The organism is Prevotella communis, assembly GCF_022024115.1.
GTDB lineage: Bacteria > Bacteroidota > Bacteroidia > Bacteroidales > Bacteroidaceae > Prevotella > Prevotella communis.
Genome location: NZ_CP091792.1, coordinates 1,483,178 through 1,499,490, shown reverse-complemented (window position 1 = coordinate 1,499,490; position 16,313 = coordinate 1,483,178). Strand labels below are relative to the sequence as shown.

The 16,313-nt window shown below is 49.0% G+C and carries 15 protein-coding genes, 1 tRNA gene and 1 riboswitch; of the genes, 9 read left to right on the top strand and 7 right to left on the bottom strand.

What is annotated here, in order from left to right; translation table 11 throughout:
- The first annotated feature begins 26 nt into the window (after positions 1–26).
- From L6468_RS05900 to L6468_RS05890, 4 genes are all read left to right on the top strand, one after another.
- Positions 27–566, top strand: a complete 540-nt coding sequence (locus tag L6468_RS05900; RefSeq protein ID WP_237796390.1) for a hypothetical protein — start codon at positions 27–29, stop codon at positions 564–566.
- Positions 557–985, top strand: a complete 429-nt coding sequence (locus L6468_RS05895) for a hypothetical protein (RefSeq protein WP_237796388.1) — start codon at positions 557–559, stop codon at positions 983–985. Before L6468_RS05900 ends, L6468_RS05895 begins: the two co-directional genes overlap by 10 nt.
- A 330-nt stretch (positions 986–1,315) precedes the next feature.
- Entirely contained in the window at positions 1,316–1,447 is a 132-nt protein-coding gene (locus tag L6468_RS14680) for a hypothetical protein (RefSeq protein ID WP_255779428.1), read from the top strand.
- Positions 1,448–1,472: 25 nt separating this feature from the next.
- The gene (locus L6468_RS05890) at positions 1,473–2,864 is read left to right on the top strand and encodes a hypothetical protein (RefSeq protein WP_237796363.1); all 1,392 of its coding nucleotides are present in this window, start codon (positions 1,473–1,475) and stop codon (positions 2,862–2,864) included.
- A 208-nt stretch (positions 2,865–3,072) separates the two neighbouring features.
- Here the strand turns inward: L6468_RS05890 and L6468_RS05885 are convergent, their stop codons facing one another.
- The 4 genes from L6468_RS05885 to L6468_RS05870 form a co-directional block, all read right to left on the bottom strand.
- A complete protein-coding gene (locus tag L6468_RS05885) occupies positions 3,073–3,300 on the bottom strand; it encodes a hypothetical protein (RefSeq protein WP_237796362.1) in 228 nt (75 codons plus the stop codon).
- The gene (locus L6468_RS05880) at positions 3,297–3,944 is read right to left on the bottom strand and encodes a Vat family streptogramin A O-acetyltransferase (RefSeq protein WP_237796360.1); all 648 of its coding nucleotides are present in this window, start codon (positions 3,942–3,944) and stop codon (positions 3,297–3,299) included. Before L6468_RS05880 ends, L6468_RS05885 begins: the two co-directional genes overlap by 4 nt.
- Before the next feature lie 25 nt (positions 3,945–3,969).
- A complete protein-coding gene (locus L6468_RS05875) occupies positions 3,970–4,323 on the bottom strand; it encodes a hypothetical protein (RefSeq protein ID WP_237796358.1) in 354 nt (117 codons plus the stop codon).
- A gap of 138 nt (positions 4,324–4,461) precedes the next feature.
- A complete protein-coding gene (locus L6468_RS05870; RefSeq protein WP_237796357.1) occupies positions 4,462–4,614 on the bottom strand; it encodes a hypothetical protein in 153 nt (50 codons plus the stop codon).
- Between the two features lie 60 nt (positions 4,615–4,674).
- Here L6468_RS05870 and L6468_RS05865 point away from each other — a divergent pair, with 60 nt between their 5' ends.
- The 5 genes from L6468_RS05865 to L6468_RS05845 all read left to right on the top strand — a co-directional run bounded on the left by L6468_RS05865 (position 4,675) and on the right by L6468_RS05845 (position 14,079).
- A complete protein-coding gene (locus L6468_RS05865) occupies positions 4,675–5,187 on the top strand; it encodes an N-acetylmuramoyl-L-alanine amidase (protein WP_237796355.1) in 513 nt (170 codons plus the stop codon).
- A 68-nt stretch (positions 5,188–5,255) separates the two neighbouring features.
- Complete coding sequence (locus tag L6468_RS05860) at positions 5,256–5,819, top strand: hypothetical protein (RefSeq protein WP_237796347.1); 564 nt, start codon at positions 5,256–5,258, stop codon at positions 5,817–5,819.
- A gap of 523 nt (positions 5,820–6,342) precedes the next feature.
- Positions 6,343–6,451, top strand: a riboswitch (SAM-I-IV-variant riboswitch).
- The gene (locus L6468_RS05855) at positions 6,450–6,863 is read left to right on the top strand and encodes a hypothetical protein (protein WP_237796339.1); all 414 of its coding nucleotides are present in this window, start codon (positions 6,450–6,452) and stop codon (positions 6,861–6,863) included. Its footprint overlaps the riboswitch before it by 2 nt.
- 1,057 nt (positions 6,864–7,920) lie before the next feature.
- A complete protein-coding gene (locus tag L6468_RS05850; RefSeq protein ID WP_237796337.1) occupies positions 7,921–12,138 on the top strand; it encodes a phage tail tape measure protein in 4,218 nt (1,405 codons plus the stop codon).
- Positions 12,139–12,141: 3 nt separating this feature from the next.
- Positions 12,142–14,079 (top strand): hypothetical protein, encoded by a 1,938-nt coding sequence (locus L6468_RS05845; protein WP_237796328.1) that lies wholly within the window; start codon positions 12,142–12,144, stop codon positions 14,077–14,079.
- Here L6468_RS05845 and L6468_RS05840 read toward each other — a convergent pair.
- The 3 genes from L6468_RS05840 to L6468_RS05830 all read right to left on the bottom strand — a co-directional run bounded on the left by L6468_RS05840 (position 14,072) and on the right by L6468_RS05830 (position 16,262).
- The gene (locus L6468_RS05840) at positions 14,072–15,220 is read right to left on the bottom strand and encodes a tyrosine-type recombinase/integrase (protein WP_237796326.1); all 1,149 of its coding nucleotides are present in this window, start codon (positions 15,218–15,220) and stop codon (positions 14,072–14,074) included. The genes L6468_RS05845 and L6468_RS05840 overlap by 8 nt on opposite strands.
- Before the next feature lie 360 nt (positions 15,221–15,580).
- A tRNA-Lys gene (locus L6468_RS05835) sits at positions 15,581–15,653 on the bottom strand.
- Between the two features lie 150 nt (positions 15,654–15,803).
- Positions 15,804–16,262 (bottom strand): DUF5675 family protein, encoded by a 459-nt coding sequence (locus tag L6468_RS05830; protein WP_237796324.1) that lies wholly within the window; start codon positions 16,260–16,262, stop codon positions 15,804–15,806.
- Positions 16,263–16,313 lie beyond the last annotated feature (51 nt).

Genomic DNA, 16,313 nt, shown 5'->3' with positions numbered 1-16,313 from the left:
TACATACTCACATTACACCATTACTTATGCTACCATTTCACCCACATACACCTGAACCACAAACACAAAACAAGAACAACGACACCTTCAATTGGGATGCCACATCATTCTTTGAAAGCCTGACCAAGCGCAACAAGTTCGCTCAGTCCAAGCACTTCACCTTCTGCCGAGTCTCAGGGCTTGACGGCTTCGAAGAAGCACTGGCCAAGATGCTGACGAAAACGGCTTTCGTCTGCGTGTCCGACATCTCTCAGGGATTTACGGACATCAACAACACACCGCACACTCGCCGAGTGAAGACGGTGTTCCTGGCCATGCGCCACACCCTTGACAATATGGTGGCCCGCCAGTCCTGTATGGATGCGATGCGCGAGCTGTTCCGACAGTACATGTCCGTCCTGATCCAGGAACAAACACGTCTGCAGCAGCACTCCATCTATATCGACCCTCGCATCTCATTCCAGGAAATAGACCGCTATTTCTTCTCAGGATGCGCTTGTGCCTACTTCCAAATCGCCGTTGACACATACACCGACCTTCAATACAATCAAGAGGAATGGACTTGAATCAGCATCCCAATCCACAAGGCGAGCGCGAGAAATACGTCCTCGCCTTCAACGACACCATGCTCAAAATCTGGCAGGAGCAAATCACCTTGTTAGGAGTCATAGACACAGGCCGTTTGCTGCACTCCGTCAGCGCTCTCCCAGTCCGTGCCGACGGTCGTTTCATAGAAATCGGCCTCTCCCAAGCTTTTCTCGAATATGGTCTTTGGCAGGACTTCGGTACTGGCAAAGAAATCCCCAGAGGCAACTCTGGGGATATAGGTCGTGAAAAGAAGCGTGTCGCTAAGAAATGGTTCTCTCGAAAGTATTATTCCTCAGTTCTTAACCTCCGTGACTTCCTGGCTGATAACATCGGACAGTCTTTCGTAGGTGTGGTAGCCAAGGCGCTAGATGACAATTATCGCCGATACAACCATTAATCAATCCTATAGGTTTCTCCTTCTTTACTGATTTCCCAGAAAGAATTCTTTTTGTCCTTGAAACCCTTCTTTTCCCTGCTTTTAAGACAATAATAAACGATAAAAGAGTGACATTTCTCATGTCGTTTTAATACTTTTTCAGTCACTAACTTAAATGATTATTAATTTAATAACTAGCAATACTGATGTATGAAGAAATTCAGCTCTTAACTTTTTTTTAAGAAGAAACAACGACCTTTGAGAATAATATTAGTACCTTTGTCACAGAAAACCAATAAGTGGGAAAATATAAAATAACATATTGACAATTAATCTAAAATGATAAATAACATGAAGAAAAAAGAGTATGAGAAACCTACGATGAAGGTTTACGAGTTGAAACAACAGCCGCAACTGCTGGCTGGTAGTAATGGCCAAGCCGGAGTTCAGAACTACTATTGGCAGAGTGAAGATGAAGAGTAACAAACCCACTAAAACGAAGAAAGCAATGAAGACAATGAAGAATTTTCTGAGCATGGCTGCCCTCGCTTTGATGGGCGCAATGATGACCGGCTGTTCAAACGACGATAATTTCGACAATCCGCAGCAGCCCGAGACTAAGAACAACGTAGTAACCCTGACCACCACCGTTAGCCTGGACGGCGGAGCTGGAACAACCCGCGCACTGACCAGTACGGGCGTGAAGACCTTCGCCGCTGGCGAGACGATGGCTATTTACTACTGGAAGGACAAGGGCACAGTTCACGAGAAGGCGGTGAGTGCGCCGCTGACCGCCGGCGACATCACCAACGGAGGAAAGTCCGCCACGTTCACTTTCACGCTGGACAACCCCTACAAGGAAATGAGCGTGGTCTACACCTATCCCGCAGCGATGGCCAATGCCGACTTCACACCAAACTACGACGCCCTCTACAATAATCAGGACGGCACGCTCGCGACCCTCGCCAGCAAATTCGACTTCTGCACGGGGTCGGGCACCTGGGCCGGCGGCAACCTGCCCTCGGTGACGCTGGAGAACCAGCTCGCCATCCTGGCCATTACCCTCAAGGATAATGCTGCGACACCAAGCGAAATTACTGACGGCATCACCAGCCTGACCATCGGCGACGGCACCAACACTTACACCGTCAGCCGCTTGGCAGCCGCTGGTCCCATCTACGTAGCCATCCGCCCCGTGACCTCGGCCAACATCGATATTACCGCCAACGATGGCTCGCAGTGCTACAACAAGTCGCTCACCGGCAAAACCTACGCAGCAGACAACGGCTACAGCGTCAGCTGGAAGATGCCAGAGGCGCTTCTCAGCAATGCCAATACAGCTAACTACGGCATGGTGGTGTGTGCCGATGGCCATCTGCACCTAGCCAAGACCGCTGTACCCAGCGGATGTACTGCCGTGGGCATCCTGGGCAAGGTGACGGAGACGGGCCACGGCCTGATTCTCGCCCTGCAGGACGCTCCGAAGCAGACGTGGGACATCATCAACGGCTGGAACTCCGTGACCAACTACGCCGGCACGACGCTGAAGCTGCTGCCCGACGGGGCACGCGGCTCTCTGACGAGTTATATAATATTGTGGCCTTCTATTAGTAATCCTATTACGGTGTCGAACTGGTGCGTGGCGCAGAAGAGCGACTACGAGGCCATCTTCACCAACCTCGGCTCGACGACGGGTGACAGCAACGGCACGACTTACGACGGCAACGTGAACGCCTACATCACCACCGGTGTCGGCGGCACGGCAATGGCTGGCGACTATTGGTCTGCTACGGAGTACGCGGAGTACGGTGGCTGGTACGCGTGGGGTTTCCACAGCTATTCTTGGGTCAACTACTTTACGACGGGTAGCGATAGTGTCAGGCCGGTGCTCGGCTTCTAACCTATTTATCCATTCACCCGTTAATCGAATTTAACCGCGACAGCGGCAATAGATACCACAGAGGAGGGCGGCCAGCAAGGGCCGCTTTCTCTGTTTACACGATAGATCACGGGACTCTGATCTGTTTTAAAGATAAAACCAGGAAACGGAAGTCCGCGCGGCTTCCGTTTTTTCGTAAGAATTCGGGTATCAGGTGAGATATAGGTGATTATAGCATTTCGCAGAGCTTATCTTCTCTGATGATTTTAGGTGCGGCCTTTCCAGCCAGCACCAACACTTTCTTGCCGTTACGATAGATATGAAGCTGACGGGTACGAACGACAGCTGTCAACTCTGAATCATCCTGCATAGCTATCCAAAGAGGATGATAGATGCCATCCCCCTCAAACAGCTTCTTCTGCAGATGCGAGCACATATTGGTGGTATCGATGGTCATTTTTCAATAGTTCTAATCAGTGAAAGATCGCAACTCGATAAGGCCTTAAAGTTAGTCTCAATCTTTTCAATGTCCCAATCCCACCATTTCAATTCCAGAAGGTAGGCAATAAATTCATCATCGAAACGCTTGCGGATTACCCTGCAGGGATTACCTGCGGCAATAGAATACGGAGGAATATCTGAGGCAACTACAGAGTTTGTTCCGATAATGGCACCGTCGCCGATATGAACCCCAGGCATCACTGTCACATTCTGACCAATCCAGACATCATTGCCGACTACAGTATCTCCCTTAAGCGGCAACTCATCTTTGATGGGAGCAATTGCACTTCCCCAGTCACCACCCATAATATAGAACGGATATGTGGTCACTCCGTCCATTCTATGATTAGCGCCGTTCATCACGAACTCAACGCCCTTGGCAATGGCGCAGAACTTGCCAATAATCAGTTTGTCGCCAATAAAATCGTAGAAGTGTGTGACGTGCTTCTCAAACTGGTCAGCACCATCCACATCGTCATAGTAGGTGTAATCTCCTATAATGATACGTGGATTCTTCACCACATTCTTGATGAAGCATAGTCTTGGGAGGTTCGGATTAGGAAATGCCTCATTTGGGTTGGGTCTGTTTTTTATAATCATAGATTCTTATATATCTAACAGTATATTAAGCTATAAAAATTCTTGGTGTCTCTGTCATCGGCTCACGTGGCTTTTCGAGATACTTCACGGTCTTACCGTGTGCGAGAGCATAAGATATCTCGCGTTTTGTGCTTTCACCTATGTAACCATCAACATTGATGACAAAGATTTCATCTGCCATGTCGATTTTACTCAGGTGCATTCGGTCCAACATCTCCTTGATGCCAGGCTTCCATACTTCTTCGTCACCTGAATGTCCGAACAAACCAACAGAAATGACCACATTCCCTTCAAGAGTGAGCCGCTTCTGTTCTTCCAGAAACTGTTCCTTGAACCTAGTGCTACCGCACAGTGTTATGACCTTAAATTCATTTATCATAGCGCAAAGATAATAAATAAACATGAACATACAATATTTTTTATGTCTTTTTGTGATTATCACACTCTGCTTACCTTTGCGCCATCAACATCCAAACCTACACATCATGACTAAAGAAACTAGGACTGACATCCAAATCTATTCTGCCATCGCAATGCTGATGGCTGGAGTAGGACTCGCCACAGCGGGCTTCATCGTACCGCCCACAGGCGAGATATCTGACTCTGTGCTCTTGTTCTTCGCACAATGTCTTGTATACGCTGGCTCAATATTCGGTGTGAGCATATACATCCACACCAAGTTCGCAGAACTCAAATCAGAAATCGACGCTAAAGAGGAAGGAGGCGAGCAATGAGCCGCGAGATTCATGAGATAATCGTCCATTGCACGGCTACGCCTGAAGGTCGCGAGATGACCGTCAAGCAGATTGACGACATCCATCGCACCCAGAACAAATGGCGCTGCATCGGCTATCACAAAGTGATTTACCTCGACGGCACCATTCACGATGGCCGGCCCATCGATATGGTGGGCGCCCATTGCTCTGAGGACGGGCACAACCGCCATAGCATCGGTATTGTCTATGTCGGAGGCTGTGCCAAGGATGGCAAGACGCCCAAGGATACGCGAACGCCCGAACAGAAGGTAGCGTTGGTAAATATCCTGGAAGAGCTTCACAAGACATTTCCCAACGCCACCTTACACGGACATCGTGAGCTGGTCTGCAGCCTGAAGAAAAAAGATCCTCTTCATCCCTGCAGCCGCTGCAAAGGCTACCCTGCCCTCTGCATCTACGCCAAGAAATCATGTCCGTCGTTTGACGTTCACGAATACGATTACATCTTTAAATCACACTCAAAATGAAATACTTCACTCGCTTTATAATACTTATTTTCATCGTTTGTTTGACGTCACTTACTTCCTGCAGGACGATGCGCACGTCCGAAAAGGCGGTAAGTGAAAGTGAGACGGCCTCCGTGACGGCATCCCGTCTCACTTTTTACCGCACACTCGATTCTCTCTCCAGACAGTTCCGTCTGTCTGCAGACAGCATCATCATGATATTTGCCACTTCGCCGGAGTCTCCAAGGGAGTATCCATATGGGATGGAATGTCCCTTGGAGACTCCGTCTGACTCGCAATCCATCTCGCATAATCCAGCCCGCAAGCGCATCCGAAACGCTTCGCGTTCCGCATCCGCTTCGCGGCCTTCTCAAGTCCCTTCATACCTGCTGCCCCCATCAGAGCCTACGGCACTCAAAATCTACGGACTACACATCGCTGACAACAGCGAAGAGAAGTCCTTCATCAACGCCGATTTGAAGGACAGCATGGCTCTGGCCACTCAGTCCCAAAAATCAAAATCGGCCATTAAGCAGAAGACCGCTCCTTCAGCCACATTCAAGTGGCTCATCATCATCCTGACTGCTTTCATCTGCATCAGCTTCGCACTCATTCTGATTCGTTTCATACACAAACATACGTTTCTAGCATAATCTGTGTTCATTACCGATAAAGTTCTTTTTTCATAACTTCGATTCGAAATTTCTATTCATATTGGGCTGTCCGTGAGGATCGCCCAATATTTTTTGCCCCACCCCATACCCCTGCGGGCTTTCAATCATCACCTTATCGATGATAGGCTTGTGCTGTTGGCTCGGCTGGTCACTCGCTACAGGGCTGACAGTTAAAGAGCCTGAGCACTGCCTAAGCGGTGAGCGGTATGGCTTCAAAGAAGTAAGTATGTACTTGCTCAGGGCTGTCACACGTGCCCGCTCAGATCAAGTCCACACACACTCCTTTGCCCTGCCATAGGCTGGGACAGCCATGCTGCTCGCCGCGCAGCACCCATGCACTTCACACCAGCCCCCACGAGTGGCACAGCGTCGCCAACACCGCACAAGCGATGAACTTGTCAGTCCATCAAGCCCTTGCCATAAAGCCTTCGGCTCTTTCTAAATGAACATTTCCTTCTAAACATTTGTTCATTTCAAATTAAATCCATATCTTTGCAGCAGATTATTGCATCAAGAGTGGCAAAATTTGCCCACCAACCGGCCAACTATCGTAGGCAGCGGTGGTAAAATGATGTGAGTGAGATAAGTTTAACCCACTAAAGATTTACGATGATGGAAATCAGAAAGATTGAAAAGAGTGATTTAGTATTGTTCCCACGCCTCCAAAGGCCTGGGCTGTCGCCAAAGCATGTTGCCTTCGAGTCCTTCAAGGCAGAGTTGAAACACATCGAAGGCCATGGTTCCTATTGGCTCCTGTACCAGCAGGACAAGCCACACCTTGTCGTGCACGTGCAGTTGCCCAAGAGCGAAGCCGAGTTCGATAACATCCTCGGCTGGTGCATTGCCCAAAACAAATGGTGTGAATACATCGAGGGCAACCTCTCCTTCCTTTGTGTCATTGCAGGATACAATGCCGAAGAGCTTACGCCAAAGTACCCCGACATCTTCAAAGAGCGCGTGTATGCACTCTATAATGCTGTCTATTGGTGGTACGAATATGGCGAAGCCCTTTTAAAGCAGTAGTTTCCCGCCGAAAGAGGCAGCACTATATGCAGCCACATTCGGCTGTTTCTCATGCAGAAGTGAATAGTCAGGAATAAAATCTGAGGCACGTTAAGGCTCCGCGAGCCACACTCTGCCGCAGATTTTCTTTATGCCCATTCACACCTGCCAGTACCGCACATGATGCGCTTTCTTCAGCATCACGCTCTGCAATGATGCCACTCTATCCTTGCAAGCAAGTACATAGGTTAGGCAGACAAACATTGGCTATGATTTCAATCAGATTGATTGAGGTCATATCCAAAGATTGTCTTGATGCCCATTCCACATGCACAACACGAAACCCTCGACACGTCGGAGGGATTTCGTGTTGCACCCGTGGCTCTTTACCGCCCATTCGTGGCGAAGCGGCTACAAGCGTCGTGGGCGGCTTTATGTCATCGTGTAACCATCTGCCTTTTCGGTGGATAGTTCTGCATCTTAAAGAGACTTTTAGGTCGTTCGGTGGATAGTTCAGCATCTTAAAGAGACTTTTTGGTCGTTCGGTGGATGGTTCAGCATCTTAAAGAGACTTTTAGGTCGTTCGGTGGATAGTTCAGCATCTTAAAGAGACTTTTAGGTCATTCGGTGGATGGTTCGGCATTTTAGGGAGACTTTCGGCACTTTTGAGCCATTATGAGACTTCGAGGCTTCAATTAACAAATGAGACTTCAAGCCCCGATTTCCTTAACATTCGTTTACATTCTTGGCATATTCCGCACGGCTGAAGAGTCGGAAGAGGTTCAAGGAGGACAGGGCGCGTGGGGGGTCTCTACTCCGAGGGGTTAAGGGCTCTGCCCTTAACAATCCCGTAAGTCATTGAAAATCAGCACCAGAAACAGTTATTAACTTAACTATTTCTGGAATTAACAAAAACGTCCCCATATACGGACGTTTTTACGTTATGCTGACAATGACTGGTGCCCGCTGTCATCCCCAGTCTTCGTCCAGTCAAGTCTCAGTACTGGGGCATCGTTCACGTCTTTTCTAACCTGTACGCGTGTATATAACTTTGCGGCATAAATCATAAACGCATATTATGTCATCTATCAACACAAACGCAACTGTCACCCTGACCGTCAATGGTAAGCAGGCGCAGGACATGCTCGATAGCCTAAAGAAGAAGTCGCAGGATTTGGAGAAGGCTATCGAGAATGCTGCAAAGGCAGGAAATAAATCTGATTTAAAGAGGCTGCAGAGGGAACTCAGGCAGACCAACCGCCAGATATCGCAGATAGAATCGGCGACTGTCGGTGTGGAGAAGGTGCTGAAGAACCTCGATAAGGCTACACCGAAGGAGTTAAACAAGACGCTCTACACCTTGAAGCAGCAGCTCAACGGTATAGAGCGTGGTACCGTGGAATGGAACCGTCAGGCAGAAGCCATCAAACGTGTAAAGGCGGAGATAGCCCGCGTGAATGCTGACCTTATCGAGGGTGAAGGCTTCTGGGACCGCTTCAACCGCAAGATGAACGACTGGCAAACAACCCTGATGGGTATGATTGCCGCCATTACTGGCCTAATAATGGCCGGACGTTCAGCCGTCAAGGCGTTTGCTGACATGGACGCGGAGATGGCCAATGTCCGCAAGTTCACGGGTATGACTGAGGAACAGGTGGAGGACTTGAACGATGAGTTCAAGAAGATGGATACCCGTACCGCCCGTGAACAGCTGAACGTGCTTGCGGAGGATGCGGGAAAGCTGGGAAAGCAGTCCAAGGAGGATGTTCTGGGCTTCGTGAGAGCCGCTGACAAGATAAACGTGGCACTCGATGAACTCGGAGATGATGCCACCTTGACGCTTTCGAAGCTGACCACCATCTTCGGCGACGAAAAGCGTCTGGGAACAGAGAAGGCCCTGCTGTCCGTCGGTTCTGTTATCAATGAATTATCCCAGAACTGTACGGCTGCAGCACCTTACCTGGCCAACTTCGCCAAGCGAATGGCTGGTGTCGGTGCCCAGGCAGAGATGACTATCCCACAGATTATGGGCTTTGCTGCTGTCCTGGATTCTCAAGGACAGGCTGTGGAAATGTCGGCAACGGCCGTTTCCAAGCTCATCATGGACATGTTCAAACAGCAGGATAAGATTATCAAGGCTACTGGCATGAATGCTGAGAAATTCAAGGAGACTCTTTCACGCAGCACCAACGAAGGCCTTCTGATGCTGCTTGATACCCTGAACAAACTGGGCAACATCGATGTACTTGCTCCAGTATTCAAGGATATGGGCGAGAACGGTGCCCGTGCAGCGCAGGTCATCTCGGCTCTCGCTGGCAATCTGAATATGGTGAAATGGGAACAGGAGGAAGCTGCCAGGGCTTTTGAGGAAGCGACGTCCGTCACCAAGGAATACAACGTTCAGAACACGACTGTTCAGGCCAGTCTTGACAAGGCCAGAAAGCGTGTTACCGAGATGGCTGTCGAGCTGGGTGAGAAGCTGCAGCCTGTGATGAAGCATGTACTTTCATCTACCACGATGCTCCTGAAGTTCCTGTCTACCTTGGTGGACTTCATAGTAAAGTACAAGGTTGAGATAGCCAGCGTCACCGTCAGCATCATTGCATATAACGTAGCCATTAACCTGGCCACGATACGTACGAAGGCTGCAGCTGCAGCACACGTACTTATGAACGCAGCCCTGAAGACAGGCCATGCCCTGATGATTGCCGGACGACTGGCTCTGCTTGCTCTCAGCATTGCCTATGACTTGGTTACGGGCAATGCGCTCCGTGCAGCTCTGGCAACGAAGGTGTTCACAACAGCCATCAAGGCAAATCCCATAGGTCTTTTGGTTACTACCTTGACCGCCGCCGTAGCTGCTATTATCGCATGGCAGTCCAAGGTACGCTCAGCACGTGAGGAGCAGGAGCGCTTGAACCGGGAGGCACGACAGGCTGCAAGGGAGATTCGTGACGTGGAGGCAAGCATTGCGGAAGAGACTTCGACTGTCAAGCGCCTGAAGGACGCCATTGACAGCGAGAACGTCGGAAGCCGAAAGCGCAACGCCTTGATTAAGGAGTTCAACAGTAAGTTCGGCTCATACCTCTCGAATCTGCTGAACGAGAAATCTACGGCGCAGGATCTGGCGGATGCCTACAAGGAGGTCGTGAAGAACATCAGGGCAAAGATGCTTCTGGAGGCCAAGGAGAAGGACATGAAGAAGAATGCGGGCGTTCGCTATGGATGGGAGGCCAAGAAGCTCTCTGACTATGACAAGATAGCCCGTGAAAAGAAGTCGGCGATGACAGGGGCATGGCTGAAAGCGGCTGTAGACGAGGAATTTGAGAAGATGCAGAAGGAAGGAAAGGCTGTATCAGCTAAGGACTTGTCGAAGGCAGTGTTCAGTCATCATATCGCACCGCAGCGTGTCCGTGAAGGGTATTACAATTCTGAAGAGAACCAGCTGGACACGTCGATGGGTGAGGCAATTGAATCCTTTATCAAACAGTATGTAAGCACACGTGCCTATGAGCAGCGGGTAAACAAGAAGTGGGCGCCATATTCCAAGGAGATAGACTATGCTATTGAGCAGGGCATGAATCTGGAAGACGCTGGTGATAGCGGATTAATGCCGGAGCCTGAGCCAGAGAAGGAAACCAAGACACAAAAAGACCGCTTCAAGACAGAAAAGGAGTGGAAGGCCAAAGAGGAGGCGATGAACCGAATCAGCTATGCCACAGGTAAGGAGAACTTTGAGCAGTACCAGAAGCGCATTCTCGAGATTGAGGTTGAGTACCAGACGAAGATTCTGAATAGAAGCGACCTGACAGACCAGGAAAGACTCACGGCTCAGGCTGAATACTACGAGACGAAGAAAAAGCAGACGGAGCAAGGTGAGAAGATAACCGTTGAACAGGAGACGCAGCTCCATAACGAGGCTATTTCCATTCAGAAGCAGCGTTATATCGATGGAGAAATTAGCACAGAGACGTATCAACAGACGCTTGAGATACTGGAATTGAACCATCTTCGACGCATGACCACCATCACGGAGGAGGGCTCAAAGGAGAATATCGAGGCACAAAAGGCGTATCAGGATAAACTCATTGCCGACCAGAAGAAGCGTCAGCAAGAGACGGAATCTGCCGAGAAGAAGCACCAGGATCACCTGAAACAGCTCAAAAAGGACTATTTCGGTGATAATAAAGGTGAGCGTGTCAGCAAATATATGGCTGATTTAGAGGCACTTCGAGAGGTGTATAATCTGGAAGTGAAAGCAGCGGGCGACAGTGCTGAGGAGAAGCTTCGTATCGAAGAAGCATTCCAGAAAGCAAAGAAGGCCTTGCGCAAGAAATACGGCATCGACGAGCTGGATGACAATAAGTCTTTCCTTGAAGAATGGAACGAGGACATGCAGCAATGGCTGCAGTCTGACATGGGCAAGGCCGTCACAGGTACTTTGGACGTCATCTCCTCTGGCATGAGCAGTATCTTCCAGCAGATGTCCACACTGGTTCAGGCCGAAGCAGATATTCAGGTAGCAGCCATCGAGAAGCGCTACAAGACGGAAATCTCCAATGCCGAGGGCAACAACTATCAGGTTAAGAAGCTAGAGCAGAAGAAGGAGAAGGAGATTGCCAAGGTCAAGAACGACGCCAACAAGAAGATGTTCAAGATGCAGGTGATGCAGGCCATCGCACAGACAGCCACCTCTGCAATCAACGCCTACAGTAGTGCTGCAGCAGTTCCTGTAGTCGGTTATATCCTGGCACCAATAGCAGCGGCAGCAGCCGTGGCAGCTGGTATGCTGCAGGTGGATGCCATCAAGAAACAGCAGGAAGCAGCCAGTTCGCAGGGCTATGCGAAGGGTGGCTTTACTGGAGATGGCGATAAAGACGAGGTTGCCGGCGTCGTTCATAAAGGGGAATGGGTGGCCAACCATCAGCTGTTACAGTCGCCCGTGGCCCGCCCTATGATTGATGCCCTGGACTATGCGCAGCGAACGAACACTATCGGGTCGTTACGCTCGGAGGATGTTTCAAGAAGCATCGTGGCTCCAGGCGTTTACGCACAGTCCGGTCAACAACCGCCCACTGTAATTGTGCAACAGTCAGGATCTGATGCACAAGCCGAGATTGCAGCAACACACGCCGCATTGAAGGAGTATGCTGCTGTTATCCGTCAGCTGAAGGAACGCCTGGACGAACCTTTCGTGACCGTCAACACCGTGACGGGAGATACAGGCATCAAGCAGGCTCAGGATGAATATGAGCAGCTCATGCGAAATAAGACACCTAAATCAAGGAGAAAGTAATATATGGAAATCATTATCAATGGCCAGCAGGCCTATCTGAAAAAGAACACGTCGTTCGAGTACATTAGCGAGAATCCGTTGTTTACGGGTTCTGACAGCTATACGCTGACAATCACCTTCCCGCTGAAGGACTGTCCCGAGAACATCCGTATCTTCGGGCATCTCAATCGTCAGGACGTGCAGAAAAACAAGGTTGTTTTTGACTGCGATATCAGGGACAAGGACTTCTTCAGGTCTGGTTCCATCGTCATCACTCAAATCTCAGAGGTAGAGGTGAAGACACAGTTCTTGGAGGGTCGCTCAGAACAGAACTTCGACGATACGTTTGACAATGTGTACCTGAATCAGCTGAACCTGGGCTATCCTGATGCCGATGAGTGCAGTCCTTCAAAAAACGATGTTGATAATGCCTTGGCAGAAACATATCCCGGATATAACTGGATACCTCTGCCTTGGGCTAACAACACCTCAGGGAACATTCAGAACGACATCACGGAGGATGAATATGGGAATAGAAAGTGGGCCAATACAAGGGCTTCGCTCACATTTCAGCCGTTCTTAATGTATATCCTGGAAAAGATCTGCGAGGTAACAGGCTATAAGGGAGAGTTCGGCAATATCGAGAATAGCGACTTCGGAAAACTGCTCATTTGCAACACGCTTCCCAGTACTTGGGGTGCCAAGAATTTCGCCATCGCCCTGCCCCACTGGTCTCTGACGGAGTTCTTCGAACAGTTGGAATTGCTCTTGAAGGGCGAGTTCACAATCAACCACAAGGCTAAGACCATCTCCTTTGAGTTCTCGCACCAGATTGCAGCGAAACAGAAGGAGATAAGGATTGACAAGGTCATCAACAAATATTCTGTGGAGGTAGCAAGAGAGGATATCTCTGACTATATAGGTATGAAGAACATGGCCTATGCAGAGAATAGCAACCGGCTCTGGGCCTACATGGATTGCCAGTGGTATATCGACAAACACAAAAAGGATGCCATCGAATATGAAACGCTGGCCGAACTGCTTAAGTGGGCAAAAGAACATTGGATAAGCGGATATGAGAGACACGAGACTGCCCATGGCTACAGTGAATCGCTCACCCGAGGTTATGCCAGGAATTCAGATGCGCAGAAACTGCTGTATGCCCGCGACGTGGATACCTACTTCATCATGTACTGCTACAAGTCGGAGTTCATGAAATCAAATCATATTGAGAAGACTGACACTACCTACAACTGGTACAAATACTACAACCGCCTGATGCCTGTTAACCAGTTCGGCAGATTATTAGTTGATAAGAAAGCAGACGATGTTGAGCTCAATATCGTTCCTGCCTGGTTGGATGATACCGACCCGGGGAAAGGGCAATGCCTGTTCCTTGAATGCGGCGAGATGGGAAGCGCTGTCTCATGGTCCAGTGAAAACGGTGGAGAAGGAGAACTCTCAGGCAGTCAAATTGGAGGACGACGAGCACGGGCAAACAGTGGTTTGGGTAATGCAGACAGCCAGATAGACGAGGAGGACTATAACAACGGTGCACTGGCACAGACTTACGCTGGTCAGGCCATTGCACATGGAGAGCAGCAGAAAGGCGACGCCTACTTTGATAAGATATACGTCGGTTTCTGGGACGCAGAGGAGCGGCACCCGGGGAAATATCCGCATCCCATCATCTCAAATATTGAGATAGAGGATGATTTCACTATGGCCACTACCCCATTCTCGCTGAGTCTGAGAAAGCAGGTGGCTAAAGAGAAATACATCTACGACATAGACAGCAAGAAGAAATACACATTCTCCTTCCTATCTGGCGTCATTCCAAGCCCAAGAGCCGTATTTCATATAGAAGGCAGCAAGTATATCTGTGAGAAAATAACTGCGACCTTCCATGAGGGTTCAGGAAGGTCGCAGTTACTAAAGGGCGTGTTCTATAAGATTACCTGAGTCTTTTCAGTTTCTTTGCCACACTATCCTCAAGCACTTGAGTGGAAAGTTTGGCATAGATCTGAGTTGTTTTGATATCCTTGTGACCTAGCATCTTCTTGACCTCTTCCAGTGTGAAGCCATAGGACAGCATCAGCGTTGCGAAACTGTGGCGGGCGATGTGACAGGTCACAGGCTTGCGTATCTGACAGAGGTCCTCCAAGAGATGACAGTACTCATTCAACTTCTGATTGGTTATGGGAGGCAGTTGATAATCGTACTTCTTCAGTACTTCCATGGCAGGAGGCAGAATCGGTGTGAAGAACTTGGAGCCGGTCTTCAGACGTGCGCCATCAATATAGGTGTAGTCCTTGCGCTTCTCTGTCATAGTCTTGAAGTCAAAAAGTTCCATGTCGCAGTATGCCAGACCAGTGTATGCCATGAAAACAAATCGGTCGCGTGCACGCTCGAGATAGCCTTTGCAGCTAACATTGCGTATTTTGAGGAGCTCTTTCTCATTAAGGGGATTACGCTCCTTGTTGCTGCCCTTGGGGAATTTCACATACTGATACGGGTCTGACTCTATCATCTCCAGCTGCCACAGAAGCTTGGTGTACTTCTTCACTTTCTTGTGGTAGCCATAGATAGTATAGTCGCTGCGCTTGTTACCCATACGCAGCCAGGCATCCCAAGCCAAGACATTGACTTTGGTTAAATCAGCTAAGGTGTTGAGACAGCCACTTTCTTCGAGGGCATTGAATACCACATTGAAGTCCTTGACGGAATTCTTTGCCAGGCCTTCGTTCTCAAAGTGCTCACGACAGAACTCAATGAAACTCTGGCGAAGGTCATTGCCCTTGAAGAGTACCTTGTCTTCGGGCTTACTAGGCACCTGAGCAGTATAGATATGATTATTGAAGTTCTCAATGGTCATGTCTTCATTGAAGAGCTTCATGGCTTGAATAATCTGCTCATAGTGCTTGACCTTAGCAATGATGGTCTTGCTTTGCATTGCGGCTTCGCTATTCTCAGGAGTAGCCTCGCCTACTGTCTCAAATTTGCGTTCACCTTCTTTTAGGTAAATGCGAATTTCGATTTTGCCAACACCAGATTTTGCAGCCTGGTTCTTACGGTCGAAAATCACCTTAATGTTTTTTGTCATAGTAACAATACTTTTTTTTGTGCAGACAAATGGGATTTTCGGTTAATTCGAAGCAGCCTTTTTTGATACTATCGAACTTCAAACTCGCCCTGAAAAGCTTAATTCAAGGGAGCTGGTATCAAAATCGCAGGGGGCGGTATCAAGAATGGTATCAAAAAACCATTTCCAAAAGATTCCAAATCGTTCCAAACGATTCCAAGCCGTTCCAAAATTTTCCATGTAATTCCAAATGAACTGCGGGGTTCAACATTTGATTGGAATTCTCTAACCGACTTAAAATCAATTCGTTGTAAAGTGTAACCGACTAGTTTTAAAACAATTAGTGGTGAGATTTCTCTCACCACTTAATCTTTTGTCTAGTACACCCGCAGAGGTTCGAACTCTGGACACCCTGATTAAGAGTCAGGTGCTCTACCAACTGAGCTACGGGTGCATCGTTTTCTTGTTTAGCGGGTGCAAAGGTAGTCATTTTTTTTCTTACCTACAAATTTTGAGACTACTTTTTTTCCTGACGACAACATTTTTAAGCAAGTGGGCAAGGGACGGTCTCACAGGCCGCGCCGACCGTCCCTCCCCTTTATTTTCACCTGATGGTGAGCCAGACGGGCTCACCCCTACCCTTTGCCTCAACAATTTTCTGCTTGAGACGATGAGTCCATATGCGGCTGTCCACCACCTGCCCCACCAGTTTGTTCTTGCCCACCAGTATGCAACCTTCGGTATCCTGGGCCGTGTTGCCCGCATGGATGCGTATGCCCTGCCATTTGCGGTTGAACTCAGGGCCACCAAGCAGGATGGGCAGCCACTGCTTGAACTTGGGCGAATACGAGATAACCACTGCGTAGCGGCCTTCGGGGATGGCCGAGCGACCTTTCACCTTGTAGGCCCCATTCTTGTAGTCGCGCCAGGTAGGTTCCAGTGTGTCGCAAAAATAGTCATCGGCTGTGCCGGTCAGATATTCATCCACCACTTGGCGGCGGATGTACAGACGACCTATCGTGTAGGTCCTGCGTTTTGCTATACGTTCTAAAATCAATTCCATAAATGCTTAATGTTACAATGTTACAAAGTTACTTTGTTACAAAGCGGAAGC